This window comes from Pseudomonas fulva, assembly GCF_023517795.1.
In the GTDB taxonomy this organism is placed as follows: Bacteria; Pseudomonadota; Gammaproteobacteria; order Pseudomonadales; family Pseudomonadaceae; genus Aquipseudomonas; species Aquipseudomonas fulva_D.
Genome location: NZ_CP082928.1, coordinates 936,073 through 961,967, shown reverse-complemented (window position 1 = coordinate 961,967; position 25,895 = coordinate 936,073). Strand labels below are relative to the sequence as shown.

Annotated in this window: 26 protein-coding genes and 1 riboswitch; of the genes, 18 read left to right on the top strand and 8 right to left on the bottom strand. The window is 64.0% G+C overall.

Annotated elements, in window-relative coordinates; all coding sequences use genetic code 11:
- Positions 1–49: 49 nt before the first annotated feature.
- The gene (locus K8U54_RS04345) at positions 50–1,162 is read left to right on the top strand and encodes an S-(hydroxymethyl)glutathione dehydrogenase/class III alcohol dehydrogenase (RefSeq protein WP_249909028.1); all 1,113 of its coding nucleotides are present in this window, start codon (positions 50–52) and stop codon (positions 1,160–1,162) included.
- A gap of 59 nt (positions 1,163–1,221) precedes the next feature.
- Positions 1,222–2,067, top strand: coding sequence for an S-formylglutathione hydrolase (gene fghA / locus K8U54_RS04340; RefSeq protein WP_249909027.1), 846 nt, complete (start codon positions 1,222–1,224; stop codon positions 2,065–2,067).
- A gap of 181 nt (positions 2,068–2,248) precedes the next feature.
- On the opposite strand, the gene K8U54_RS04335 is transcribed toward fghA, so the two are convergent.
- Positions 2,249–2,806, bottom strand: coding sequence for a Dps family protein (locus K8U54_RS04335; protein ID WP_249909026.1), 558 nt, complete (start codon positions 2,804–2,806; stop codon positions 2,249–2,251).
- Positions 2,807–3,062: 256 nt separating this feature from the next.
- Here K8U54_RS04335 and ispF point away from each other — a divergent pair, with 256 nt between their 5' ends.
- The 7 genes from ispF to rpoS all read left to right on the top strand — a co-directional run bounded on the left by ispF (position 3,063) and on the right by rpoS (position 8,978).
- Positions 3,063–3,536 (top strand): 2-C-methyl-D-erythritol 2,4-cyclodiphosphate synthase, encoded by a 474-nt coding sequence (gene ispF, locus K8U54_RS04330; protein WP_249909025.1) that lies wholly within the window; start codon positions 3,063–3,065, stop codon positions 3,534–3,536.
- A complete protein-coding gene (gene truD / locus K8U54_RS04325) occupies positions 3,533–4,591 on the top strand; it encodes a tRNA pseudouridine(13) synthase TruD (protein ID WP_249909024.1) in 1,059 nt (352 codons plus the stop codon). The genes ispF and truD overlap by 4 nt, the downstream gene beginning before the upstream one ends.
- Positions 4,579–5,331, top strand: a complete 753-nt coding sequence (gene surE, locus K8U54_RS04320; RefSeq protein WP_249909023.1) for a 5'/3'-nucleotidase SurE — start codon at positions 4,579–4,581, stop codon at positions 5,329–5,331. The genes truD and surE overlap by 13 nt, the downstream gene beginning before the upstream one ends.
- Before the next feature lie 29 nt (positions 5,332–5,360).
- Positions 5,361–5,996 carry a protein-L-isoaspartate(D-aspartate) O-methyltransferase gene (locus K8U54_RS04315; RefSeq protein WP_167364665.1) on the top strand — a complete coding sequence of 212 codons (636 nt, stop codon included), beginning with the start codon at positions 5,361–5,363 and terminating at the stop codon, positions 5,994–5,996.
- A gap of 22 nt (positions 5,997–6,018) precedes the next feature.
- Positions 6,019–6,948, top strand: coding sequence for a DUF368 domain-containing protein (locus K8U54_RS04310; RefSeq protein WP_249909022.1), 930 nt, complete (start codon positions 6,019–6,021; stop codon positions 6,946–6,948).
- Between the two features lie 91 nt (positions 6,949–7,039).
- Positions 7,040–7,858 carry a peptidoglycan DD-metalloendopeptidase family protein gene (locus K8U54_RS04305; protein ID WP_249909021.1) on the top strand — a complete coding sequence of 273 codons (819 nt, stop codon included), beginning with the start codon at positions 7,040–7,042 and terminating at the stop codon, positions 7,856–7,858.
- Between the two features lie 109 nt (positions 7,859–7,967).
- Positions 7,968–8,978, top strand: coding sequence for an RNA polymerase sigma factor RpoS (gene rpoS / locus K8U54_RS04300; protein ID WP_249909020.1), 1,011 nt, complete (start codon positions 7,968–7,970; stop codon positions 8,976–8,978).
- Between the two features lie 115 nt (positions 8,979–9,093).
- On the opposite strand, the gene mqo is transcribed toward rpoS, so the two are convergent.
- The gene (gene mqo / locus K8U54_RS04295; protein ID WP_249909019.1) at positions 9,094–10,596 is read right to left on the bottom strand and encodes a malate dehydrogenase (quinone); all 1,503 of its coding nucleotides are present in this window, start codon (positions 10,594–10,596) and stop codon (positions 9,094–9,096) included.
- Positions 10,597–11,073: 477 nt separating this feature from the next.
- Complete coding sequence (locus K8U54_RS04290; RefSeq protein WP_249909018.1) at positions 11,074–11,268, bottom strand: hypothetical protein; 195 nt, start codon at positions 11,266–11,268, stop codon at positions 11,074–11,076.
- A gap of 143 nt (positions 11,269–11,411) precedes the next feature.
- On the opposite strand from K8U54_RS04290, the gene K8U54_RS04285 reads away from it, so the two are divergent.
- Positions 11,412–11,996 carry a YajG family lipoprotein gene (locus K8U54_RS04285; RefSeq protein ID WP_111460634.1) on the top strand — a complete coding sequence of 195 codons (585 nt, stop codon included), beginning with the start codon at positions 11,412–11,414 and terminating at the stop codon, positions 11,994–11,996.
- 59 nt (positions 11,997–12,055) lie between these two features.
- On the opposite strand, the gene K8U54_RS04280 is transcribed toward K8U54_RS04285, so the two are convergent.
- Positions 12,056–13,219, bottom strand: coding sequence for a 1-acyl-sn-glycerol-3-phosphate acyltransferase (locus K8U54_RS04280; RefSeq protein WP_249909017.1), 1,164 nt, complete (start codon positions 13,217–13,219; stop codon positions 12,056–12,058).
- Between the two features lie 135 nt (positions 13,220–13,354).
- Between K8U54_RS04280 and K8U54_RS04275 the strand changes: the two genes are divergently transcribed.
- The 4 genes from K8U54_RS04275 (at position 13,355) to K8U54_RS04260 (ending at position 15,426) form a co-directional block, all read left to right on the top strand.
- On the top strand, positions 13,355–13,537 hold the full coding sequence (locus tag K8U54_RS04275; RefSeq protein WP_249909016.1) for a CPXCG motif-containing cysteine-rich protein: 183 nt from the start codon (positions 13,355–13,357) through the stop codon (positions 13,535–13,537).
- Positions 13,537–13,797: a DUF2007 domain-containing protein gene (locus K8U54_RS04270; RefSeq protein ID WP_249909015.1), complete on the top strand. Its 261-nt coding sequence runs from the start codon at positions 13,537–13,539 to the stop codon at positions 13,795–13,797. Before K8U54_RS04275 ends, K8U54_RS04270 begins: the two co-directional genes overlap by 1 nt.
- Positions 13,798–13,831: 34 nt before the next feature.
- Positions 13,832–14,449 carry an SOS response-associated peptidase gene (locus K8U54_RS04265; protein WP_249909014.1) on the top strand — a complete coding sequence of 206 codons (618 nt, stop codon included), beginning with the start codon at positions 13,832–13,834 and terminating at the stop codon, positions 14,447–14,449.
- A 158-nt stretch (positions 14,450–14,607) separates the two neighbouring features.
- Positions 14,608–15,426 carry a M48 family metallopeptidase gene (locus K8U54_RS04260; protein ID WP_249909013.1) on the top strand — a complete coding sequence of 273 codons (819 nt, stop codon included), beginning with the start codon at positions 14,608–14,610 and terminating at the stop codon, positions 15,424–15,426.
- Positions 15,427–15,548: 122 nt separating this feature from the next.
- Here K8U54_RS04260 and K8U54_RS04255 read toward each other — a convergent pair whose 3' ends face one another.
- From K8U54_RS04255 to K8U54_RS04245, 3 genes are all read right to left on the bottom strand, one after another.
- Positions 15,549–16,136, bottom strand: coding sequence for a TMEM165/GDT1 family protein (locus K8U54_RS04255; RefSeq protein WP_249910393.1), 588 nt, complete (start codon positions 16,134–16,136; stop codon positions 15,549–15,551).
- A gap of 90 nt (positions 16,137–16,226) precedes the next feature.
- A riboswitch (yybP-ykoY riboswitch) is annotated at positions 16,227–16,371 on the bottom strand.
- Between the two features lie 61 nt (positions 16,372–16,432).
- A complete protein-coding gene (locus K8U54_RS04250; protein ID WP_249909012.1) occupies positions 16,433–17,431 on the bottom strand; it encodes a class I SAM-dependent methyltransferase in 999 nt (332 codons plus the stop codon).
- Between the two features lie 72 nt (positions 17,432–17,503).
- Positions 17,504–18,469, bottom strand: coding sequence for a 2-hydroxyacid dehydrogenase (locus K8U54_RS04245; protein ID WP_249909011.1), 966 nt, complete (start codon positions 18,467–18,469; stop codon positions 17,504–17,506).
- A gap of 156 nt (positions 18,470–18,625) precedes the next feature.
- Here K8U54_RS04245 and K8U54_RS04240 point away from each other — a divergent pair, with 156 nt between their 5' ends.
- A complete protein-coding gene (locus K8U54_RS04240; RefSeq protein ID WP_249909010.1) occupies positions 18,626–19,255 on the top strand; it encodes a LysE family transporter in 630 nt (209 codons plus the stop codon).
- A 29-nt stretch (positions 19,256–19,284) separates the two neighbouring features.
- Here the strand turns inward: K8U54_RS04240 and K8U54_RS04235 are convergent, their stop codons facing one another.
- Positions 19,285–20,460: an acetyl-CoA C-acyltransferase gene (locus K8U54_RS04235; protein WP_249909009.1), complete on the bottom strand. Its 1,176-nt coding sequence runs from the start codon at positions 20,458–20,460 to the stop codon at positions 19,285–19,287.
- Between the two features lie 182 nt (positions 20,461–20,642).
- On the opposite strand from K8U54_RS04235, the gene K8U54_RS04230 reads away from it, so the two are divergent.
- The 3 genes from K8U54_RS04230 to K8U54_RS04220 all read left to right on the top strand — a co-directional run bounded on the left by K8U54_RS04230 (position 20,643) and on the right by K8U54_RS04220 (position 25,880).
- Positions 20,643–22,325 carry a fatty acid--CoA ligase gene (locus K8U54_RS04230; RefSeq protein WP_249909008.1) on the top strand — a complete coding sequence of 561 codons (1,683 nt, stop codon included), beginning with the start codon at positions 20,643–20,645 and terminating at the stop codon, positions 22,323–22,325.
- A gap of 212 nt (positions 22,326–22,537) precedes the next feature.
- Positions 22,538–24,484, top strand: a complete 1,947-nt coding sequence (locus K8U54_RS04225) for a DUF1302 domain-containing protein (RefSeq protein ID WP_249909007.1) — start codon at positions 22,538–22,540, stop codon at positions 24,482–24,484.
- A gap of 28 nt (positions 24,485–24,512) precedes the next feature.
- Positions 24,513–25,880 carry a DUF1329 domain-containing protein gene (locus tag K8U54_RS04220; RefSeq protein WP_249909006.1) on the top strand — a complete coding sequence of 456 codons (1,368 nt, stop codon included), beginning with the start codon at positions 24,513–24,515 and terminating at the stop codon, positions 25,878–25,880.
- The last annotated feature ends 15 nt before the right edge of the window (positions 25,881–25,895 follow it).

Sequence of the window (25,895 nt, the reverse complement as noted above, 5' to 3'; positions counted from 1 at the left end):
TGGCTCCACTACACTCGTCGCCATCGCAATTCATCTGGAGAGCTCCATCATGATCAAGTCGCGCGCCGCCGTAGCCTTCGCCCCGAACGAGCCGCTGAAAATCGTCGAAGTGGATGTGGAGCCGCCAAAGGCCGGCGAGGTGCTGGTGCGCATCGTCGCCACCGGCGTTTGCCACACCGATGCCTACACCCTGTCCGGTGCCGATTCCGAGGGCGTGTTCCCGTCGATCCTCGGCCATGAAGGTGGCGGTATCGTCGAAGCCATCGGTGAGGGCGTGACCTCGGTGGCCGTCGGTGATCATGTGATCCCGCTGTACACCGCCGAGTGTCGCAAGTGCAAGTTCTGCCTGTCCGGCAAGACCAACCTGTGCAGCTCGGTGCGCGCCACCCAGGGCAAGGGCCTGATGCCCGATGGCACCACCCGTTTCAGCTACAACGGTGAGCCGATCTACCACTACATGGGCTGCTCGACCTTCTCCGAATACACCGTGCTGCCGGAAGTGTCCCTGGCCGTGATTCCCAAGGAAGCACCGTTGGAAAAGGTCTGCCTGCTCGGCTGCGGCGTGACCACCGGTATCGGTGCCGTGCTCAACACCGCCAAGGTGGAGGAGGGCGCCACCGTGGCGATCTTCGGCCTGGGTGGCATTGGCCTGGCGGCGATCATCGGCGCCAAGATGGCCAAGGCCTCGCGGATCATCGCCGTCGACATCAACCCGGCCAAGTTCGACGTGGCCCGTGAGCTGGGCGCAACCGACTTCGTCAACCCGAAGGATTACGACAAGCCGATCCAGGACGTCATCGTCGAGCTCACCGATGGCGGCGTGGACTATAGCTTCGAGTGCGTCGGCAACGTGCAACTGATGCGCGCCGCGTTGGAATGCGCCCACAAGGGCTGGGGCGAGAGCGTGATCATCGGCGTGGCCGGCGCTGGCCAGGAGATCAGCACCCGTCCGTTCCAGCTGGTGACCGGCCGCGTCTGGCGCGGCAGCGCCTTCGGTGGCGTCAAGGGCCGCACCGAGCTGCCGAGCTATGTGGAGAAATCCCAGAGCGGCGAGATTCCGCTGGACACCTTCATCACCCATACCATGGGCCTGGACAAGATCAACGACGCCTTCGACCTGATGCACGAAGGCAAGAGCATCCGCACCGTCATCCACTACTGATCAGTAGGGTGGACAACGCTGTCGCAAGGCAGCCTGTCCACCGCCCGTGAGGATTCGCCATGACTTTGGAAATCGTATCCAGCAACAAGAGCTTCGGCGGCTGGCACAAGCGCTACAGGCACCGTTCCTCCAGTCTCAACTGCGACATGGTGTTCGCCGTCTACCTGCCGCCCCAGGCCGAGCAGGGCGCCAAATTGCCGGTGCTGTACTGGCTGAGCGGTTTGACCTGCACCGACGAGAACTTCATGCAAAAGGCCGGCGCCCAGCGCATGGCCGCCGAGCTGGGGTTGATCATCGTCGCGCCGGACACCAGCCCGCGGGGCGAGGGCGTGCCGGATGACGCCAACGGCGCCTATGACTTCGGCCTTGGCGCCGGCTTCTACGTCAACGCCACCCAGGAGCCCTGGGCGCGTCATTACCGCATGTACGACTATGTGGTGCAGGAACTGCCGGCGCTGATCGAGGCCAACTTCCCGGTCTCCGGCAAGCGCGGTATCGCCGGTCATTCCATGGGCGGCCATGGCGCACTGATCTGCGCGCTGAAGAATCCGGGGCGCTATCAGTCGGTTTCGGCGTTTTCACCGATCGCCAATCCGGTCAATTGCCCATGGGGCGAAAAGGCTTTGAGCAACTACCTGGGCGAAGACCGTTCGCGCTGGCGCGAATGGGATGCCAGCCTGCTGATCGCCGAGGCCGCGGAAAGACTGCCGATCCTGGTCGATCAAGGTGACCGTGACGACTTCCTCGATGGCCAGCTCAAGCCCAAGGCGCTGGAGGCGGCGGCCAAGGCGGCAGGGCATCCGCTGACCCTGCGCCTGCAGCCTGGGTACGACCACAGCTATTACTTCATCGCCAGCTTTATCGAAGATCACCTGCGTCATCATGCCGAGGCGTTGGTAGGCTGAGGCTTCTGGTCGGTGGCAAAGGCATTTCGCCATCGTTGACCGGCACCCCGCCCGTTCCCACAGATAGTTATTGAGCGGCTTCTGCGGGAGCGGGCCATGCCCGCGACGCGATATAGGGCTTGATGAATTAAAAAGGGCGCTGCGGATCAGATCCGCAGCGCCCTTTCTTGTCGCCCAACGATTACTCGCCCAGGCTGGAACGCAGCATCCAGGCGTTCTGCTCGTGCACGCCGATACGCGCTACCAGCATGTCGTGGCTGAACAGGTCGCCAGCTTCTTCGGCCAACTCCGCGAACTCGCTCATGCGACGGGCAGCGGTTTCGTTGTCCAGCACCAGTTGCTTGATCATCTGCGGCGTGGTGCCGTGGGGCGCCTCGTTGTCGATCACGGTCAGCGAGCGGAAGGTTTCCCCACCGGTCGGCACCAGCTTGCCCAGGGCGCGGATGCGTTCGGCGATCTCGTCAGCGGCCTGGTGCAGTTCGTTGTACTGCTCGTCGGTCAGCTTGTGCAGGCCATAGAAGTTGGCGCCCTGCACGTTCCAGTGCACGCCCAGCGTCTTCACGTACAGGGTGTAGCTATCGGCCACCGCCTTGGTCAGCGCTTCGGCGACTTTTTCGCGAGCACTGCCGTCGACGCTGGTGTTGATGCTCAGGCCATCGCCCTTGAGTTTCGACGGCGCGGTTTTCGGTGCAGCCTTTGCCTTGGGTTTAGCGACTACCGGTTTCTTTACTACGGCCATGATGTTCTCCATGGTGGCTGGAAATCGTTGCTACCTCTTGTCGACTCCTGCAAGCGCAAAAACATTCCCACGTTTTTCGTCTTGGCGTCTCTCTCGATCCGCTCCGCAGCGGCTAATCGCAGGTTGCAGCCACTTTCGCCGATCGATCGCGAGGGTGGGCGATGCGCGAGGTTCGCGGGCTGCTTCGATCGCCGGCAAGTCCCGCCTCGCCCTGCGCTTTCGGGTAGAATCGGTCTTTTTGCGAGGGCAACGGCTCATGCGGATTGGCCATGGTTACGACGTGCACCGCTTCGGCGACGGGGATTTCATCACCCTGGGCGGCGTACGCATCCCCCACAGGTTCGGCCTGGTTGCCCATTCCGATGGCGACGTGGTGCTGCACGCACTGAGCGACGCCTTGCTCGGCGCCGTGGCGCTCGGCGACATCGGCAAGCATTTCCCCGATACCGATCCCAACTTCAAGGGTGCCGACAGCCGTGTGCTGCTGCGCCATGTGCTCGGCCTGGTGCACGCCAAGGGCTGGAAGGTCGGCAACGTCGACGCCACTATCGAGGCCCAGGCGCCGAAGATGGCCCCCCATATCGAGACCATGCGCGCGCTGATCGCCGAAGACCTGCAGGTCGCGCTCGATCAGGTCAACGTCAAGGCCACCACCACCGAAAAGCTGGGGTTTGTGGGGCGCGAGGAAGGCATTGCCGTGCACGCCGTGGCCTTGCTGGTCAGCGCATGACCGAACCGGAACTGCTCGGCCCACGGGCCCATGGCGAACCCTGCGGGCAGGCCGTGCTCAAGGCGACGGCCGAAGATTTTCAAGTCGACGAAGTGCTGGACATCGAGCTGTCCGGGGCCGGTGAGCACCTGTGGCTGTGGGTCGAAAAACGCGGGCTGAACACCGAGGATGCTGCACGTCGCCTGGCGCGCGCCGCAGGTGTGCCCGTGCGGATGATCAGTTACGCCGGCCTGAAGGACAAGCAGGCGCTGACCCGACAGTGGTTCAGCCTCCATCTGCCCGGCAAGCTGGATCCCGACCTGACGGCGGCGCAGGACGACACCCTGGCCATCCTCAGGCAGGTGCGCCATACCCGCAAACTGCAGCGTGGTGCCCATGCCGCCAACGGTTTCACCCTGCGCCTGACCGGGCTGCAGGCCGACCGGGCCGCGCTCGATCAGCGCCTGCAGGTTATTCGCGAGCAGGGCATTCCCAATTACTACGGTGCCCAGCGCTTCGGGTACGAGGGCGGCAACGTGGCCCACGCCCGGCACTTCGCCGAGCGCAGCGAATTGCCGGACAAGCGCAACGTGCGTTCGCGGGTGCTGTCGGCGGCGCGCAGCCTGGTGTTCAACCGGGTACTGGCCGAGCGCGTGGCAGCTGGCACCTGGAACCAGGCGCTGCCGGGCGACCTGCTGGCATTCACCGACAGCCGCAGCTTTTTCGCGGCCGGCGCGGCCGAATGCCTGGATCCTCGCCTGGCTGAACTGGACCTGCATCCCACCGGGCCGCTGTGGGGCGAGGGTACTTCGCCTGCCCAGGGCGCCACCGGCGATCTCGAGCGGCGCGTCGCCAGCTCCGAGGCGCAGCTGACAGGCTGGCTCGCACAAGCGGACATGGCGCACGAACGGCGTATCCTGCGCCTCCCCATTAGCGGTTTGACGTGGCATTATCCCGAGCCTGACATTCTGCAACTGGAATTCGTCCTGCCGGCTGGATGTTTCGCCACCGCTCTGGTGCGCGAAATCGTCGAGCTTTTGCCGGCAGGGCAGACGGACAACCCATGCGTATTCTGATTTCTAACGATGACGGCGTGGCCGCACCGGGCCTCGCCGCGTTGCACGCTGCGCTGGCCGATTACGCCGACTGCACGGTGATCGCTCCCGATGGCGACCGCAGCGGCGCCAGCAGCGCGCTGACCCTGGATCGCCCACTGCATCCCTGCACGCAGGCCAATGGTTACATCAGCCTCAATGGCACGCCCACCGACTGCGTGCACCTGGGCATCAACGGCCTGCTGCCCGACATGCCGGACCTAGTCGTGTCCGGCATCAACATGGGCCCCAATCTGGGGGACGACGTGCTGTATTCCGGTACCGTCGGCGCCGCCCTGGAAGGCCGCTTTCTGGCCCGGCCGGCGTTCGCCTTTTCGCTGGCCTCCCGTTCGGCCGAGAACCTGCCCACGGCAGCCCATTTCGCCCGCCGGCTGGTCGCGGCCCACGAGCAGCTCGACCTGCCGCCGCGCACGGTGCTCAACGTCAACGTACCGAACCTGCCGCTCGATCGTATCCGGGGCGTGCAGCTGACCCGTCTGGGCCATCGGGCTCGCGCCGCCGCGCCGGTCAGGGACGTCAACCCGCGGGGCAAGGCCGGCTACTGGATCGCCGCCGCCGGGGATGTCGAGGATGGTGCCGAGGGCACCGACTTCCACGCCGTGATGCAGGGTTACGTGTCGGTCACCCCGCTGCAGCTCGACCGCACCTATCAGGATGGACTCAATCGCCTCAGACCCTGGCTGGAGGGGTTGATGACATGAATCGGGAGCATGACCGCCACGGGATTGGCATGACCTCGCAACGCACCCGCGAGCGCCTGATCCAGCGACTTTACGATGAAGGGCTGTCCAACGCGGGCGTGCTCGAGGTGATCAGGCGTACGCCGCGTCATCTGTTCGTCGACGAGGCCCTGGCCCACCGCGCCTATGAAGACACGGCGCTGCCGATCGGCCACAACCAGACCATTTCGCAGCCCTACATGGTGGCTCGCATGAGCGAGTTGCTGCTCGCCGCCGGCCCGCTGGACAAGGTGCTGGAGATCGGTACCGGCTCCGGCTACCAGACGGCGATCCTGGCGCAACTGGTCGAGCGGGTGTTCACCGTCGAGCGCATTCAGGGGCTGCAGGAACGGGCGAAGGAACGATTGGTCAAACTCAGCCTGCGCAACGTGGTCTTTCGCTGGGGCGATGGCTGGGAAGGCTGGCCGGCACTGGCGCCTTACAACGGCATCATCGTGACCGCCGCGGCCTCGGAAGTGCCCCAGGCGCTGCTCGACCAGCTGGCTCCCGGCGGTCGCCTGGTGATTCCCGTTGGTTCAGGCGACGTTCAGCAATTGTTATTGATCATTCGCGAGGAACAGGGTTTCTCCCGGCACGTACTCGACGCGGTACGGTTCGTGCCCCTGCTTAACGGCCCACTGGCCTGATTCGAATCGAACGGAAGGATGCATGAAGAAAACCTTGTTGCTCTATACCAAAGGAATGGCCATGGGCGCGGTCGACGTGGTGCCTGGTTTCTCCGGCGGCACCGTTGCCCTGATCACCGGTATATACGACAAGCTTCTCGCTTCCTTCGCCGCCATGCCCCAGGCCTTGATGCTGGTGGCGCGCGGGCGCATCGGCGCGGCGTGGCAGGCGTGCAATGCCAGCTTTCTGCTGGTGGTCCTGCTGGGCATCCTCAGCAGCATCTTCACCCTGGCCCGGGCCATCAGCTACCTGATGAACGAGCACCCGGTGCCGTTGTGGGCATTCTTCTTCGGGCTGGTGCTGGTGTCCGTCTACCTGGTGGGGCGCGAGGTGCAGGCCTGGCGCAGCAACCGCCTGGTCGGCTTCGCGGTCGGCCTGGCATTCGCCTTGTGGATCACCCTGGCGGTGCCCATGCAATTGTCGGCCGACCCGCTGATGCTGTTCTTCGCTGGCGCCATCGCCATCAGTGCGATGATCCTGCCGGGCATCTCGGGCAGCTTCATCCTCGTATTGCTGGGCCTGTATCCCGTGGTACTGGGGGCCGTGAAGAATTTCGATGTGGCCGTGCTCGCGGTGTTCTGTGCGGGCTGCGTGCTGGGGCTGCTGACCTTCTCGAAGGCGCTGAGCTGGCTGCTCGCCAACATGCGTGACCTGACCATGGCTTTTCTGGCCGGGCTGATGCTCGGTTCCCTGGTCAAGGTCTGGCCCTGGAAGCAGACCCTGACCTGGCAAACCAATCGGCATGGTGAATCGTTTCCACTCGAGCAGGTCAATCTATTGCCATGGCAGTTTGCCGACGTCAGCGGCGAGGATGCGCAACTGTTGCTGGCCATCGTGCTGAGCCTGTGTGCCATCGCGCTGGTGCTGGGTGTTGAATGGCTGGCGCGCCGCCGCCAGGTTGAAGAGGTGTGACGTTTCGGCGTTCGTTACCGGTCGCTCGGGGCCGTTTGCAAGGGAGATTGGGGTGAGTTCCACAGCCAAGCAAGGACACCGTTCCTCGGGCATGCTGCGCAACCTGCTGGTGTTGATGGCCATGGGCGCATTGCTGACCGGCTGCGCCAGCTCGCCATCAGGCGGTGTGCAGGTGGTCGATCGCAACAACGCGGCGTCACAGCGTCAACCGGTGACCTCCGGCCAGTACCGCGTGCAACGTGGGGACACACTTTACTCGATCGCCTTTCGTTACGGCTGGGACTGGAAAGCGCTGGCTGCCCACAACGCCATCGCGCCGCCCTACCTGATCCGCGTCGGCCAGGTGATTCGTTTCGGCTCGGGTAGCACGAGCAGGCCGGTGACGGCCTCCGCACCCAGCGTTTCGACGCCGATAGTGACCACGCCCAGCCGGCCCTCGACGCCGGTACAGGCACCTCCGGCACAAACCACCACCCGTCCGTCGACACCGGTCGTGGTGACGCCTGCCACCACGCCCGTAGCCCCTGTTCAGCGTTCCGCGACAGGCTGGGCATGGCCGGCAAGTGGTGCGATTATCGGCCGTTTTTCCTCAAACGGTAGTTTGAATAAAGGCATTGATATAGCAGGTGAATTGGGACAGCCTGTCCTTGCTGCGTCTGGTGGATCCGTTGTCTACGCCGGGAGTGGGTTACGGGGCTACGGCGAATTGGTGATCATCAAGCACAGCGATACCTACGTGAGTGCCTACGGCCACAACCGCAGGCTATTGGTACGTGAGGGGCAGCAGGTCAAGGTCGGGCAACAGATTGCCGAGATGGGTTCCACGGGAACTGACCGGGTGAAGCTTCACTTCGAAATTCGCCGCCAGGGTAAGCCAGTAGATCCAATGCAATACCTGCCACGTCGTTGATCTGTCGCTCGTTCACCCGCTCACGTGGGTTGGACGGGCTCTGATGTTGCCAAGGAGACGCGCACATCAGGGCTTGCTGGTCGAACTCAGCAAGGGACGGAACAATAAAATGGCACTCGATACCAAGGTGGCGCCGGAGTTTGACATCGATGAGGACGTGCTCCTGATGGAGCCGGATATCGATCTTCACGAGGCTAACGACAAGGCGCCTACTGCCAAGGTCGCTACGCGGAGCAAGACCAAGCAGCCCAGTGGCAGCAAGCAGCACAAGTACATCGACTACACCCGGGCGCTCGACGCCACTCAGCTGTACCTCAACGAAATCGGTTTCTCCCCGCTGCTCACCCCTGAAGAAGAGGTGTTCTTCGCGCGTCTGGCGCAGAAGGGCGACCCCGCAGGGCGCAAGCGCATGATCGAAAGCAACCTGCGGCTGGTGGTGAAGATCGCCCGGCGCTACGTGAACCGCGGGTTGTCGCTGCTGGACCTGATCGAAGAAGGCAACCTCGGCCTGATCCGCGCCGTGGAGAAATTCGACCCGGAGCGCGGCTTCCGTTTCTCCACCTACGCGACCTGGTGGATCCGGCAGACCATCGAGCGGGCGATCATGAACCAGACCCGCACCATCCGCCTGCCCATTCACGTGGTCAAGGAACTCAACGTCTACCTGCGCGCCGCGCGGGAGCTGACCCAGAAGCTCGATCACGAGCCGTCCCCCGAAGAAATCGCCAACCTGCTGGAAAAGCCGGTGGGCGAGGTCAAGCGTATGCTGGGGCTCAACGAGCGGGTGTCCTCGGTGGACGTGTCGCTGGGGCCGGACTCCGACAAGACGCTGCTCGACACCCTTACCGACGATCGCCCTACGGATCCCTGCGAGCTGTTGCAGGACGATGACCTATCGCAAAGCATCGACCAGTGGCTTTCGGACCTGACCGAGAAGCAGCGTGAGGTGGTGGTTCGGCGCTTCGGCTTGCGCGGGCACGAGAGCTGCACCCTCGAGGAGGTCGGCCAGGAAATCGGCCTTACCCGTGAGCGCGTGCGGCAGATCCAGGTCGAGGCGCTCAAGCGCTTGCGCGAGATACTCGAGAAGAACGGCCTGTCCGCCGACTCGCTGTTCCAGTAACACCCGGCCTGCCAGGCCCTGGGCCAGTCAGCCTGCTGACTGGCTTTTTTATTGCCTGTGGCAGAACCAGAAATGAAAACGGCGCCTCGGGGGCGCCGTTTTCAGTGGGCCGGTATTACGCCGGCACCGCATCGCGCAATTGCAGCAGCGCATCCGACTGGGCCTGAACGGCGCGGTACTGCTCGGCATCCTTCACCAGCACCGAGGCGGGTGCCGGGAACATCTCGTTCAGCTTGGCACTCCACTCGGCCGACGCGGCCCGCTCGGGGAAGCAGCGGCGAATCAGGTCGAGCATGATCGATACGGTCACCGAAGCGCCTGGCGAGGCGCCCAGCAGGGCGGCGATGGAGCCATCCTGGGCGGCCACCAGTTCGGTGCCGAACTGCAGGATGCCGCCTTTGTTGGCGTCCTTCTTGATGATCTGCACGCGCTGGCCGGCAATCTCCAGGCGCCAGTCGCTGGCCTTGGCCTCCGGATAGAAGCCGCGCAGCGTCTTGAGGCGTTGTTCCTGGGACTGCATGACTTCCTTGACCAGGTAACGGGTCAGGTCGAAGTTGTCGCGGGCCACCGCCAGCATCGGGCCGATGTTGTTCAGGCGCACCGACATCGGCAGGTCGAGAAACGAACCCTTCTTCAGGAACTTGGTGGTGAAGCCGGCATAAGGCCCGAACAGCAGCGACTTCTTGCCATCCACCACGCGGGTGTCCAGGTGCGGTACCGACATGGGTGGCGAGCCGACTTCGGCCTGGCTGTACACCTTGGCCTGGTGCTGGTTGACCACCTCCGGGTTGTCGCAGCGTAGCCACTGGCCGCTGACCGGGAAGCCGCCAAAACCCTTGCCTTCGGCGATACCGGACAGCTGCAGCAGGGGCAGGGCGCCGCCACCGGCACCGAGAAACACGAAGCGAGCCTGGATCTGGCGGTGATTGCCGCTCTTCTGATCCTTGGTGCTCACCCGCCAGCCATGCTCGTTGCGGGTGAGGTCGGTCACCCGCTGATTGAAGGTCACGCGCGCCTCGCTCTGCTGAACCAGGTGGTCGAGCAGGCTCTTGGTGAGCGCACCGAAGTTGACGTCGGTGCCGTTGGCCACGCGGGTCGCCGCGATCGGCTCATTCGGATCACGGCCGGGCATCATCAGCGGCATCCATTCGTTCATGGTGGCGCGATCTTCGCTGTACACCATGTCTTCGAACGCGTGGTGCACGTGCAGCGCCTCGAAGCGCTTCCTGAGGTAGTCGATGCCTTTCTGGCCACGGACGAAGCTCAGGTGCGGAACGGGATTGATAAAGGACTTGGGCGCGCCAAAGGTGCCTTTCTTGACCAGGTAGGCCCAGAACTGCTTGGACTCCTCGAACTGGGCGTTGATGCTCACCGCCTTCTTGATGTCGATGGAACCGTCGGCGGACTCGGGGGTGTAGTTGAGTTCGCACAGGCCGGCGTGGCCGGTACCCGCGTTGTTCCACGGGTTGGAGCTTTCCGCCGCACCGAAGTCCATCGCCTCGACGACTTCCAGCTTGATGCCCGGATCGAGCTCCTTGAGCAGCACGGCCAGCGTTGCGCTCATGATGCCGGCACCGACCAGCACTACATCTACAGCTTCGTAATCGTTCTGCGCCATTACCACATCTCCAAAAAATCAGCGTCCAGTCATAGGCCGTCGGCCTGGGCGTCAAAAGCGCCTGTCAGCGGTTGCAGAGCTGTATTGAGGATTGGAATGACGGGAGGAGGTCGCCGTGTCCTGCCGCAAGATGATTCATATGTTCGCCACACTCTTGTGAAGTTATTGAAACCGTTTTTTCACGTTCTTTTGGAACGCGAACCTCAAAAGTTCATGTGCCTGTTGGGCCGTTCCAGCCGGCAGATGTTCCGCGAAAACGCGGCACTGCAAGGCGGGGGCTCTGATATCGAGCAGCACGAAGTGGGCGACTCTCTGTGGCGTTGCCGATGGCATGACTGCATCAGCGGTACGGCGATGCCGATCAGGAGGCGTCCTTATAATCGGGGCGCGATTATAAGGCGAAAGCGCGGGAAGTGATCAGGTGCGTGTGACTTTTATTGCACAGGCACTGGGGGGCGAAAACGCCCTGGCGGGCGCTCAGTGGCGGGTGAATGCGCTTTTCGGCAACGGCGCGCCGAGCCAGGTCAGGCGCTGTTCGTTGACCTCGTGCCAGCCTGCAGGGCCCGGCGGCTGGGCGCTCTGGCGGAATGCGCGGCAGATGCCCTGTTCATCGAGGCGGGCAAAAATGCGCGGGTTTCGGGCGCTGGCGATTTTCTGCAGGAGGGCACGCATCAAACAAGCTCCGTTCATGCAAAGCGACCAAAGTCTTATACCGTCGGCATGTGACCAAGAGGTGACGCGGAACCGTGCTCACCGTTTACAGGTCGATTCGTTATACTTCGCGAGCCTTAAGCGCCCCCCATGGAGAACCGAATATGAATCGCCTGTTGTTTGGTCTGGTTGCCGTTATCAGTCTGGCTCTTGTCGGTTGTGCCCACAGCCCCCAACAGCTCAGCCCGCAGCCCAGGCTGATCGGGTCCCTGACGCCCGTGGGGCAGGGCCAGCCGGTCGTGGTGCGGGTCGTCGATGGGCGTCCCTCTCCGGTGCTGGGCACCCGTGGCGGCCTGTACCCGGAGACCAGCGCCATCAGCGTATCGGGCCAGGACGTACTGCCCAAGCTGCAAGCCCAGGCCGAGGCGGCCGTGCGCCTGCTGGGCTTCACCCCGTCGGCCAATGCCTACAACGCACCACAGCTGACCCTGACCCTGGCCGAGCTCAAGTACCAGTCGCCCAAAGAGGGTCTGTACGTCACCGAAGCCAACATGACCGCCAGCTTCCGCGCTGACGTGCAGAACAGCAATCGCCGTTACAGCGGCCGCTACGGTGCCTCGCTGAACCAGCGTTTCGGCATGGCGCCGAACCAGGAAACCAATACCAAGCTGGTCAGCGACGTGTTGAGCGATGCACTGACCCGCGCCTTCAAGGACCCGACCCTGGGGCAGATCCTCAGCGGTCAGTGAGCCTGACGGCAGCCATGAAAAAGCCCCGACCTGTCGGGGCTTTTTCATGGCTGCCGCAATCAGAGCGGCAGGCCAGCCTTGATGCGGTACTGGTTGCGTACCGGCATCGCGTACTGAAGGATTAGGTAGGGCTGTTGCTCGCCCGGGCAGCGGCTCAGGCGCTGCTGCCATTGCTCCCTGGCTGCAGCCAGTTCGGCGGCGCCGAACAGTGACTCGGCTGCCGGCACCTCCAGCTGCGGATCGCGATCGCTCCACATGGCATAGGCCAGGTAATGCACCGGGAACAGGCGGTAGCCGGTGAGGATCTGCGCATCGACCAGGGCGGCCAGTTGCTTGGCATCCTCGAAACCGCTGGTGATCGGGTCGCCGAAATGCACGTGCACGCGCCCCTTGTAACCGGTGATGCCCAGGCCGATGCTCTTGTCATCCTCGCCCGGCTGCTTGGTGTAGCTGCCCGTGGTGGCACGGGTGTAGAGCTCGCGGGCCTTGGCCTGGTCGCAGGGGTCGTACTCGTAGCTGATCGATACCGGGGTGAGCTTGAGGCTGGCGATGACCTGCGCGAAGGGTTCGTCCTTGCGGCTCATATGAAACATCTTGAGGATCGCCGAGTCGGTGCGGTCGTCACCGTCCTTGGCACGGCCTTCGGCCTGGGCGATCCAGATCGATTCGCCGTCCTGGCCGATCGAATGGCTGATATAGGCCGACAGCAGCTGGTAGGCGGCGAGCTTTTCGCGCCGCCCGGTGATCGAGCGGTGCACGATGAAACTCTTGTTCAGGCGCATCAGGTCGCTGACGAAGGGCTTCTGCAGCAGGTTGTCGCCAATGGCGATACGCGGCGTCTGCAGGCCGGCGTGGTACACGGCGTAGTTGACGAAGGCCGGGTCCATGACGATGTCGCGATGGTTGGCCAGGAACAGGTAGGGGTTGCCGGCCTTCAGGGTTTCCACGCCCGAATAGCTCACGCCATCGGTGGCGTGCTCGACGGTGCGGTCGATATACGGTTCGATGGACTCCTGCAGGGCTCGAACCGAGCCGATATGGCGGAACTGCGAACGCAGCCGATGGGCTATAAGAGGTTTGAGCAGCCAGCCGAACGGGCCGGCCAGGCGCGGAAAGCGAAACTGGGTAAGGATGTCGAGAAACGCATCGTCGGCCAACAGGCGCGCCAGAACCGCTGGAATTTCCGCGTCGGCATAGGGTCGGATGCTGTCGAATTCGCCCATCATGATCTCTTGTGATTATCGCTGCGATTGAAGAGTGGAAAGCGCTGGACCCTGTGCCGTAATCACGCGTGACGGCAACTCGAGGCGCAGCAATAGACCGCCCATTATAACCTGCAAGTCACACGGAGGCGCCCCATGTTGGAAACCCAGGATTATGAGTGCCCCTACTGCGGCGAGGCGGTCGAGGCGCTGCTGGACCTGTCGGCGGGTGACCAGCAGTACATCGAGGACTGCCCGGTGTGCTGCCGGCCCATCGTTTTCCTGCTCGAAACCGATGGCCAGAGCTGGCAGCTGGATGTGCGGGGAGAGAACGACTGATGAAGCGCGTCTACGAGCCCCAGGACCTGATGGAAGGCGAATTGCTCAAGGCCATGCTGGCCAGCGAGGGCATCCAGGCGCATCTGGTCGGTGCTCATCTGGCTGGCGCGGTGGGCGAGCTGCCGGCGTGCGGCCTGCTCGGCCTGCTGGTCGAGGACGCCGACGCCGAGCGCGCCCGCTGGCTGATCGGCGAGTACAATGGTGCGCAACCGCTACCCGGTGACGAGCCGGATTCCGTTCAGGGCGTGCTGCTGTGTTGAGCGGCGTGTGCCACCCCATCCCGATGAGCCTTTCATGAGTGGACGCTTCGCGCTGTTTCGCTGGACGCCCGCCTTTGCGGCGCAGCCAGGCTTTCCCGCTGACCAGCAGCCCCACTGGAACTTCGCGCCTGGCTCCCAGGTGCTGTTATTGCGCAGCGACCATGAACAGCCTGCGCTGGTTCGCGCGCGCTGGGGGTTGACCCCCCCCTGGTTGAAGGACCTGTCGAAAACGCCGGCCCACGCCCGCGCCGAAACCCTGGCCGAGCAGCCGATGTTTCGCGACGCGTTTCGCCTGCGCCGCGGCCTGATTCCGGCCAACGGCTTCTACGAATGGCGCGGTGCCGCGCGCAAGAGGCCGTACTGGCTGAGCAGCGAGGAGTCGCTGCTGTATTTCGCCGCAGTCTGGGAGGCCTATCCCGTCGAGGGGCAGGTTTACCTGAGCACGGCGATGATCACCCAGGCGGCCGCGACGCTGCGCCGCCCGTTGATTCTCAGTGCACACGACAGGCAGCGCTGGCTGGCCGCCGATACGCCACTCGAGGAGCTGCAGGCGCTGCTCGTCGGCAGACCGCAGCCCCTGCGGGAACGGGTATTGAGCAATCTGGTCAATGACCCGAAGCTCGACGGGCCGGAGTGTCTGACGCCTGCCTGAGGCTTTGGCCTGTGCTTGAATATGGCAGCCTCAGCAGGCCGCTGAACAGCCTAGGCGAGGCAACTGACGCGAGCTGTTTTTAACGACGCGGCGGCAACGTAGGTAGTTTTTCAACAGCCTGCTAGCATAACTCGCTCAATTTCCCAGGGAGCTCCAGCATGAAATCGTCGTTGTCCATTACCACGCTGACCGCGGCACTGCTGCTGGCAGGATGCCAAGCCGTCAACACCACCAGCGGTGGGGCGGTAGGTGTCGAGCGCAAGCAGTACATGTTCAGCGCGCTGTCGACCGATGAGGTCAACCAGATGTACGCCCAGTCCTACCAGGAAACCCTGCAGAAGGCCTCCAGCCAAGGCGTGCTGGACAAGACCAGTGCCGATGCCAAACGCCTGCAGCGTATCGCCGATCGGCTGATCAAGCAGGCGCCGTTGTTCCGCCCGGATTCGGCGCAGTGGCAGTGGGAGGTCAACCTGATCAAGAGCCCTGAGCTCAATGCCAACTGCGGCCCCGGCGGCAAGATCATCTTCTACAGCGGCATCATCGAGAAGCTGAAGCTCACCGATGACGAAATCGCTGCGGTCATGGGCCACGAGATCGCCCACGCCCTGCGTGAGCATGGCCGCGAGGCGATGTCCAAGGCCTATGGGCTGAACATGGCCAAGCAGGGCGCTGCCGCGCTGCTGGGCGTGAGCTCGGATCAGATGGCACTGGCCGATGCCGCGGTGAACTACGGCATGACGCTGCCCAACAGCCGCAGCAACGAGAACGAAGCCGACCTGATCGGCCTGGAGCTGGCTGCCCGTGCGGGCTTCAACCCCAACGCGGCGGTCACCCTGTGGGAGAAGATGGCCAAGGCCAGCGAAGGGGCGCCGCCGGAGTTCATGAGCACCCACCCGTCCTCGTCGAGCCGTATCGCCTCGCTGCAGGCCGCCATTCCCAAGGTCATGCCCCTGTATCAGCAGGCCAAGAAAAGCTGATCCTCGCGACATTGGCATCCGGCAAACGGGCCGGTTAGCCAACCAGGCAGCTGGTCGTGCTCTGGCCACTCGGACTTAGTTCGAGGCCGCTGTCTGGATCGGCGGCGGCCTCGAACCCTTGATCAGCCGTTCAGGATCCCGCTCAGCAGCATCGCCTGGTAGGCGGCATAGATCGCCAGTGCCGCGAAGGCGATGGCGGCGAGTCGGCGAATCAGGGTGAGCGGCAGGCGGTCGGCGGCGAAGTTGCCGGCCAGCACCACCGGCACGTTGGCGATCAGCATGCCCAGCGTGGTGCCGAGCACCACCATGATGAAGTGCGGGTACTGGGCGGCGAGCATGACCGTCGCCACCTGGGTCTTGTCACCCATCTCCGCCAGGAAGAAGGCGATCAGCGTGGTCAGGAACGGCCCGTAGCGCTTGAGGTTGGAGCTTTCGTCGTCATCGAGCTTGTCCGGGATCAGCGTCCACAGCGCCACGGCGATGAACGAGGCTGCCAGGATCCAGCTCAGCAGTGCCGGCGACAGCAGGCCGGCTACCCAATTGCCCACCGCCCCCGCGGCCAGGTGGTTGGCGAGGGTGGCGACCACCATGCCCCAGATGATCGGCCAGGGCCTGCGAAAGCGCGCGGCCAGCAACAGCGCGAGCAGCTGCGTCTTGTCGCCGATTTCCGCCAGGGCAACGATCAGGGTGGGAACGAAAAGAGATTCCAGCATCGAGGTTCCTAAAGGGGCGGGTAGACACGGCTATGACACGTACAGCCTTCCCGCCCCGGGTAAGGTGTTCGTGTCATAGGTCTTGTCAAACCCTGCGCGGCGTTCGAGCCGAACGGCGCCGATCCGTCTGGGCGGATCTTGGGTCGCACGCACCATGGTCAGCCGACCAAGTATGTTGATGCATGCCGGGCGAGCGGGCGCTCGCGGGAGACTACTCCCCTAGGACGCGCGCATTCTGCCCAAACGCCGTTCGTTGGGCAAGGCCTGCGCCGCTGTGCCGCAGGCGCGGGCCTTTACGGGTTGAGCGCCTGGTAGATACGGAAACCATCGGCGTCGGCCAGGGTGTGGCAGGCGCCGATATGTTGTTCGATCAGCGGCGGGTACTTGAGAAAGCGGTTGGCCACCAGGCGGATCTCGCCGCCCTTGCGCAGGTGCCGGGAGGCCTGGCGCAACAGGTCTTCGCTGGCCTGGTAGTGGGTATGCACACCCTGGTGGAAAGGTGGGTTGCTGAGGATGGCGCTCAGCTCGACGGGCGCCGCGGCGATACCATCGCCACTGATGACCTCCGCCTGCAGGCCATTGGCAGCCAGCGTCAGGCGGCTGCTGGCGACGGCGAAGGCATCGACGTCCAGCAGGGTGACCTGGCTGTGCGGATAGCGGCGTTTGAGTACCGCACCGAGCACGCCGGCACCACAACCAAAGTCCAGCAGATGACCGCCTGGCAGTCGATCCAGATGCTTGAGCAGCAGCGCGCTGCCGGTATCCAGCCGGCCGTGGCTGAACACCCCAGGCAGGGTGACCACCTCGAGCGGGCCGTCATCGAGCGGCAGGCTGTAGCGCTGGACCAGCGAGGCGAGAGCGGGTTGCATGGGCGCCTGAGCCACGCGCACCTGCCACAGCTGGCAGTGGCGCGCGCTGTCGAGTTTGCGCGGCGTGCCGTAGGCCGCCATCTGCTTGGCCGCGCGCTCGACGCCGGCGCGCTTTTCGCCAACCAGGTAGAGCAGCTTGCCGGGCAGGCGGGCGGCCAGGGCATCGAGCAGGTAGGCCGTCAACTCGCGGGATTTGGGCAGGAACAACACCGCTGTCTCGAAACCAGGCGCTGGTGGTGCCACGTCGAACGTACTGCGCCCGGCGAAGCGCGCCTCGAGCCTCGCCTGGTCACCGGCATGCCAGCCCCAGCCCGAGGCCTGGGGCAGGTGTGCCAGCAGATCATCGGCCGGCAGGCCCGCGAGCAGGGCGGGGCCAGCGAACAGCTCGGCCTGGCGCAGCAGCACTTCACTTCGCGGATCCATCAGATCTACCCCGGCAAAAGCGCGAAGGGTAGGGGCCTGCGCCGCAAGCTGCAAGCCCGACGCGCCAGGCGATCAGTTGACCTGGCGTTTGGCCTGCCCGGCGAAGAAGCCCGCCGCGTTTTCCGCCAGTTGGCCAACGATCCGCTGGCGCGCCTCGCGGGCACCCCAGGCGCTGTGGGGCGTGATGATCAGGCGCGGGATGTCGGCAGCCAGCAGCGGGTTGCCGTCTTTGGGCGGCTCCTGGGTCAGCACGTCGGTCGCCGCGCCACCGAGCTGGCCCGCGCGCAGGGCATCGGCCAGCGCCTGTTCGTCGATCAGGCCGCCTCGGGCGGTATTGATCACGAAAGCGCCAGGCTTGAGCAGGGCCAGCTCCCGGGCGCCGATCAGGTTGCGGGTCTGTTCGGTCAGCGGGCAGTGCAGGGTGAGGGCATCGACCTGGCTAAGCAGCTCATCCAGTGGCAGGCGATCGGCGCGCGGCGGCCGTCCTGGCAGTTGACCGTAGCGCACGCGCATGCCGAAGGCTTCGGCCAGCCTGGCGACGGCGCCACCCAGCTCGCCGTGGCCGAGCAGGCCCAGGGTCTTGCCTTCGAGCTCGACGATCGGGTGGTCGAGCAAACAGAACATCGGCGATTGCTGCCAGCGGCCAGCACGGATATCGCGCTGATAGTCCGGCAGGCTGGTGGCCAGGGCGAGCAGCAGCGCCAGGGTGTGCTGGGCCACCGAGGGCGTACCGTAACCCTGGCAATTGCACACGCTCACGCCGTGGGCCCGTGCCGCGGCGAGGTCGACGTTGTTGGTGCCGGTGGCCGCGACCAGTATCAGCTCGAGATCGGGACAGGCGGCCAGCACGGCCCCGTCGATCACCGCCTTGTTGCTGATCGCCACGCGGGCTCCCTGCAGACGCTCGATGATCTGCGACGGGCTGCTCTGGTCGTGCAGCACCAGCTCGGCGAACGGTTCCCGTAGCGGGGTCATGTCCAGATCGCCAAGGTCGAGGGAGCGATAATCGAGAAACACCGCGCGGCCTGTTTTACTCATCAGCTGTACCTTTCGGGCTGTCCTGTCGGGAAGTAAAGTGCAGCCTATCAGAAGCGCGCCGCCGCCCGCCCCTAGCCGGGTGGCGCGGTCGTGGGTGAACCGTCAACGGACCCTGGCCTCTGCCCATCGATCAATCAGCCGATTCCTGGAGTTGCCGTGTACTGGATGGAGTTCTTCACCGTTGCCCTCATTCACCTGCTGGCCGTCGCCAGCCCCGGGCCGGATTTCGCCATCGTGGTGCGTGAAAGCGTGGCCCATGGTCGCCGCACCGGGGTGTTCTGCGCACTGGGCGTCGGCACCGGGATCTTCGTTCACGTGGCCTATTCGCTACTGGGCATCGGCCTGATCGTGTCCCAGTCGATCGTGCTGTTCAATGCGCTGAAGTGGCTGGCCGCCGCCTATCTGCTGTACATCGGCTTCAAGGCGCTGCGCGCTCGACCCGCCGCGCCCGGGTCGCTCCAGGAACAGGCCGCGGCCCCGGCGAGAACACCCCGCGGGGCGTTCGTCACCGGCTTCGTGACCAATGGCCTGAACCCCAAGGCGACGCTGTTCTTCCTGTCGCTGTTCACCGTGGTGATCAACCCGCACACCCCGTTGCTCGTGCAGGGCGGTTACGGTGTCTACCTGGCCGTGGCCACGGCGGTGTGGTTCTGCCTGGTGGCAATGCTGTTCAGCCAGCAGCGCGTGCGCGACGGTTTCGCGCGCCTGGGCCACTGGTTCGATCGGCTGATGGGCGCGGTGTTGGTCGGCCTGGGGATCAAGCTGGCGTTCACCGAGCTGAAATAAAGGGCGCGATTGCGCCCCTGGAAGGCTTCTTACAGTACTTCGACCGCGACCGCCGTCGCCTCGCCGCCGCCGATGCACAGCGAGGCGATACCGCGCTTGCCGCCGGTCTGGCGCAGCGCGTTGATCAGCGTGACGAGGATGCGCGAGCCGGTCGAGCCCACCGGATGCCCTTGGGCGCAGGCGCCGCCGTAGATATTCACCTTGGCGTGATCGAGGTCGTGTTCGCCCATCGCCAGCATGGTGACCATGGCGAAGGCCTCGTTGATCTCGAACAGGTCGACCTCGTTCTTTTGCCAGCCGGCCTTGTGCAGCACTTTGCTGATGGCGCCGATGGGGGCGATGGTGAATTCGCTGGGATCCTGGCTCTGGGTGGCATGCGCGACGATACGGGCCAGCGGTTGCAGGCCGCGGGCGCGGGCCTGCTCGGCGCTCATCAGCAGCAGCGCACTGGCGCCATCGGAAATCGAGCTGGCATTGGCCGCGGTGATGCTGCCGTCCTTGCTGAAGGCCGGTTTCAGGCTGGTGATCTTGTCTATCCTGGCGTTCAGCGGCTGTTCGTCTTCGCTGACCTGAGTGTCACCCTGGCGGGTCGTCACGGTGACAGGGACGATCTCGGCGGCCAGCGCACCTGAGGTCATGGCCTGCTGCGCACGGCGTAGCGATTCGATGGCGTAGGCGTCCATCGCTTCGCGGGTGATGCCGTAGCGGTCCGCGGTTTCCTGGGCGAAGGAACCCATCAGGCGACCGGTGCGGGCGTCCTCCAGCCCATCGAAGAACATATGATCCTTGACCTCGCCGTGGCCCATGCGCAGGCCGCCACGTGCCTTGGGCAGCAGGTAGGGGGCATTGGACATGCTCTCCATGCCGCCGGCGACCATCACCTCGGCACTGCCGGCCCTGATCAGGTCATGGGCGAGCATCACCGCCTTCATGCCCGAGCCGCAGAGCTTGTTGATGGTGGTGCAGCCCGTGGCGCTCGGCAGGCCGGCGGCGAGCGCAGCCTGGCGAGCAGGCCCCTGCTTGAGCCCAGCGGGCAACACGCAGCCCATGATCACTTCCTGCACGTCGCCGGGGTCGATACCCGCGCGGGCGATGGCGGCGCGAATCGCCGCGGCTCCAAGATCCGTTGCGCTCAGCGCGGACAGGCTACCCTGAAAACCACCCATCGGCGTGCGCGCGCCGTTGACGATAACGATATCCGACATGTATCCACCTCGATCTGCAGTAAGGGGCGAAACCGCCTGGCTGGTCACACCGGGCAACACAATCATCCTTTCGGCTGATTGAGCGAGCGCTGGCACGGGCTACCGTTGGGCAAGGTGCCATCCGCGCTCCGGTTTCGCTTCATCTTCGTCGCTGTCAACAATAGTCCAGAACAGGTGAGCCCATGTTGCAGACCCGCATCATTCCCCCCGCCGCGAATGCCCACCCATACCCGCTGCTGATCAAGAGCCTGCTGTTGTCGGGCAGCCGTTATGAGCGCAACCGCGAAATCGTCTACCGCGACACCCTGCGTTACACCTACGCGACCTTCAATGAGCGGGTGGCGCGGCTGGCCAACGTGCTTACCAAGGCCGGGGTAAAGGCCGGCGACACGGTGGCGGTGATGGACTGGGACAGCCACCGTTACCTGGAGTGCATGTTCGCGGTACCGATGCTGGGGGCGGTGCTGCACACCATCAACATCCGCCTGTCGCCCGAGCAGATTCTCTACACCATGAATCACGCCGAGGACCGCTTCGTGCTGGTCAACAGCGATTTCGCCGCGCTGTATCAGGGCATCGCCGGGCACCTCACCACGGTCACCGGCACCTTGCTGCTGACCGACAACGCCACGGCCGCTGGCGAACTGCCCGGCTGCGTCGGTGAGTACGAAAGCCTGCTGGCTGCTGCCGAGCCACGTTATGCGTTCGCCGACTTCGACGAAAACTCCGTCGCCACCACTTTCTACACCACGGGCACCACCGGCAACCCGAAGGGCGTGTATTTCACCCACCGGCAACTGGTGCTGCATACCCTGTCCATGGCCACCACTCTGGGCAGCCTGGACAGCATCCGCCTGATGGGCAATGACGACGTGTATATGCCCATCACCCCGATGTTCCACGTGCATGCCTGGGGCGTGCCCTACGTCGCCACGCTGCTGGGGGTGAAGCAGGTCTATCCGGGGCGCTACGAGCCGGAGATGCTCAGCGCGCTGATCAAGAACGAGCAGGTGACCTTCTCCCATTGCGTACCGACCATCCTGCAGATGCTGCTGGCCGCACCCGGCGCCCAGGGCCATGACTTCCAGGGCATGAAGGTGATCATCGGCGGCAGCGCGCTCAATCGCGCCTTGTATGAGGCGGCCAAGGCCAGGGGCATTCAGCTGACGGCGGCCTATGGCATGTCGGAAACCTGCCCGCTGATTTCCTGCGCCTACCTCGACGACGAGCTGCTCGACGGCAGCGAAGAGCAGCGCACCGCCTACCGCATCAAGGCCGGGGTTCCGGTGCCGCTGGTGGAGGCGGCGATCATGGACAGCGAGGGCCGGCACTTGCCCGCCGACGGCGAGACCCAGGGCGAACTGGTGTTGCGTGCCCCCTGGCTGACCCAGGGTTACTTTTGCGAGGCGGAAAAGGGCCAGGAGTTGTGGGCCCATGGCTGGTTGCACACCGGCGACGTGGCAACGCTGGACGACAGGGGCTTCATCGACATTCGCGACCGCCTCAAGGACGTGATCAAGACCGGGGGCGAGTGGCTCTCCTCACTGGAACTCGAAGACCTGATCAGTCGCCATCCGGCGGTTCGCGAGGTGGCCGTGGTCGGCGTGGCCGATCAGCAGTGGGGCGAGCGCCCATTTGCCCTGGTGGTGGCAAAGGAGGGCCAGGCGCTGGACGCGCGTATTGTCAGGGAACACCTCACGCCTTTCGTCGAGCAGGGGGCCATCAACAAGTGGGCAATTCCCTCGCAGATCGCCCTTGTTACCGAAATTCCCAAGACCAGTGTGGGCAAGCTGGACAAAAAGCGTATTCGCGTTGATCTCGCGCAGTGGCAGGACACCGGGAGTGCGATTTTATCGTCCCTGTAAGGCACGAATTTCAACGCCAAAAATGTGACTGATCAGTCAAACAAACGTTTGGCTTGCTAATTGCTGGTTTCCGGCCATCCTTGGCTTGTCACGGATGGGACTGATCCCTCTAAACCGGCGAGCCAGAGTGTCTCGGGCACTGCAAGCACCACCTGGCAAGGCTCGCTGGCTTTAGTCAATCAGCCATAACAAAAACAAATGGAGTAGCGTCGATGACCAACACAACAAGGCCGTTCTGGCGTCTGGCAAAACTGCCGCTGGCCGTCAGCCTCGCATCAACTCTTGCCAGCCCGGCATTCGCGGTGAATTTCAATATCGGGGAAATCGAAGGTCAATTCGACTCGTCGCTGTCGGTAGGGGCCAGTTGGTCGACAGCCAAGCGTGACGATCGTTTCATCGGCGAAGCCAACGGCGGCACCGGCTATACCCAGACAGGTGACGACGGGCGTCTCAACTTCAAGCGTGGCGAAACCTTCTCCAAGATCTTCAAGGGTATCCATGACCTGGAGCTGAAGTACGGCGATACCGGTGTGTTCGTGCGGGGCAAATACTGGTACGACTTCGAGCTCAAGGATGAGTCGCGTCCCTTCAAGGATATCGACGACGACGGCCGCAAGCCGGGTGCCAAGTCCGCCGGGGCGGAATGGCTCGATACCTTCGTGTACCACAACTACAGCATTGGCGATCAGCCCGGTTCCGTGCGCCTGGGCAAGCAGGTGGTGAGCTGGGGTGAAAGTACCTTCATCCAGAACAGCATCAACTCGATCAACCCGGTTGACGTTTCCGCTTTCCGACGCCCCGGCAGCGAGGTCAAGGAAGGTCTGATCCCGGTCAACATGTTCTATGTCTCCCAGAGCATCACCGATCGCCTGTCGATGGAGAGCTTCTACCAGTTGAGCTGGAAACAGACCGTCGTCGATAACTGCGGGACCTTCTTCTCGACCGCCGATGTGGCGGCCAATGGCTGTAACAACAACTACAACATCCTCAACAGCAGTCTGGTCGGCCTGTTGCGTGGCGTCGATGCCTTGGCAGCCGGGGCGCCGGCGCTGGCGCCGATCGGTGCGTCGGCCGCCGGTGTGAACTACACCCAGGAAGGCATGGTGGTGCGTCGCGGCAAGGACAACACGGCACGCGATGACGGGCAGTGGGGCCTGGCACTGCGCTGGCAGGGCGATAACACCGAGTACGGCGCGTACTTCATGAATTACCACAGCCGCACGCCGTTCCTCAGTGTGCAGAATGCCGATGCCGCTGCCCTGGCGAGGATTGGCGCGGCAGCTCGCAGTATCTACAACACCCTGGGTGTGGGTGCCGCGGGTAGCCCCGCAGCCTGGGTGGGATCCGGCAACGCATGGCTCGGTGCCGCGCCACCTGCCGCTTTCGCAGGTCCCCTGGGCGCCCAGGCGCGCACGCTGGCCGGTGCTGCTGTGGCCGTGGGTAACGGCAGTTACTTCATGGACTACCCCGAGGACATTCGCCTTTATGGTCTGAGCTTCTCCACCACGCTGCCTACCGGCACGGCCTGGCAGGGTGAAGTCAGCTATCGCCCGAATGCACCGGTGCAGATCAACACCCAGCAACTGACCCTCGCCCTGGCTGGCGCGGCGGCCGGCACGTCCGCGCCGGGAGCGGTGCAGAAGGGCTACGACCGCAAGGAAATTACCCAGATCCAGACCACCTTCACGCACTTCTTCGATCAGGTTCTGGGCGCTGACCGCCTGACCCTGGTGGGCGAGGTCGGCTTCGCGCACGTCGGCGGTCTTGAGGGCAAGAACAAGAACCGCTATGGCCGTGACCCCATCTACGGCATCACCGGCAGTGCGGTGGACCCTAACGAAACGTCCATCGCCCGTTATGGCGACCATGGTTTCACCACCGCCAACTCCTGGGGTTATCGCATGCGCGGCATCCTCGACTACAGCGATGTGTTCGCCGGTGTGAACCTGCGGCCCAACGTCGCCTTCTCCCACGACGTTGACGGTTACGGTCCCAACGGGTTGTTCAACGAAGGTGCCAAGGCCGCCAGCCTGGGCGTCGATGCCGAATATCAGAACACCTACACCGCGACCGTTGCTTACACCAACTTCTTCGATGGTCGTTACAACACCCTGGTTGATCGTGACTTCCTGGCTCTCAGCTTCGGTATGAACTTCTAAGCGCCCGTATTCATAGGAAAACGCATTTATGAAAACAACAAAAAGGCTGTTGCAAACCGGCGCTCTGACGTTGTCGCTGCTGGCCACCGGTGTGATGGCTGCGGTATCGGCGGACGAGGCGGGCAAGCTGGGTAATACCCTGACGCCGATCGGCGCGGAAAAAGCCGGCAATGCCGATGGCAGCATCCCGGCCTGGACCGGTGGTCTGCCGGTCAATGCCGGAGCGGTGGATGGAGGCGGCTTCCTGGCCGATCCGTTCCCCAACGAGAAGCCGCTGTTCACCATCACCGCGCAGAACGTCGAGCAGTACAAGGACAAGCTCACGCCTGGTCAGTACGCGATGTTCAAACGCTATCCGGAAACCTACCGGATGCCGGTCTACACCACCCACCGCACGGCGACCGTGCCGGACAACATCATCGCGGCGACCAAGCAGAATGCCACCAATACCAAGCTGATTCAGGGCGGTGAAGGGCTGGAGAACTTCCAGCTGGCCAACCCGTTCCCGATTCCCAAAGACGGCTTGGAAGCGATCTGGAACCATATCACCCGCTATCGCGGTGCCAGCGTACGGCGCCACGTCGTGCAGGTGACGCCACAGGCCAATGGCTCGTTCAGCCCGGTCAGCCTGGAGGAGGAGTTCGCCTTCCGCAGCATGATGAAAGGCGTCGATACCAGTCAGCCGAGCAACATCCTGTTCTACTTCAAGCAGCGGGTAACCGCGCCGTCGCGTCTGGCCGGTAACGTGTTGCTGGTGCACGAGACCATCGACCAGGTGAAGGAGCCGCGCATGGCGTGGCTGTACAACGCCGGTCAGCGTCGTGTACGCCGTGCGCCGCAGGTGTCCTATGACGGCCCGGGTACCGCAGCCGATGGCCTGCGCACCTCGGACAACCTCGACATGTACAACGGCTCCCCCGATCGCTACGACTGGCAGTTGCTGGGCAAGAAGGAAATCTACATTCCCTACAACAGCTACCGTCTCGATTCGCCGAAGCTGAAGTACGCCGATATCGTCAAGGCAGGTCACCTGAACCCCGACCTGACCCGCTACGAGCTGCACCGCGTCTGGCACGTGACCGCGACGCTGAAGCAGGGCGAGCGCCACATCTATGCCAAGCGTGACTTCTACATCGACGAGGATACCTGGCAGGCCGCTGCCATCGACCACTACGACGGTCGCGGTACCCTGTGGCGCGTGGCGGAAGCCCATGCCCAGTACTACTACGACAAGCAGGTGCCGTGGTACGCCGTCGAGGTCATCCACGATCTGCTCTCCGGTCGCTACCTGGCCCTGGGCCTGAAGAACGAGGAGAAGCGCTCCTACGAGTTCGACTACCCCGCCAAGGAAAGCGACTACACGCCGGCCGCGCTGCGCCAGTCCGGCGTGCGTTGATCGCTGCGTGAAATC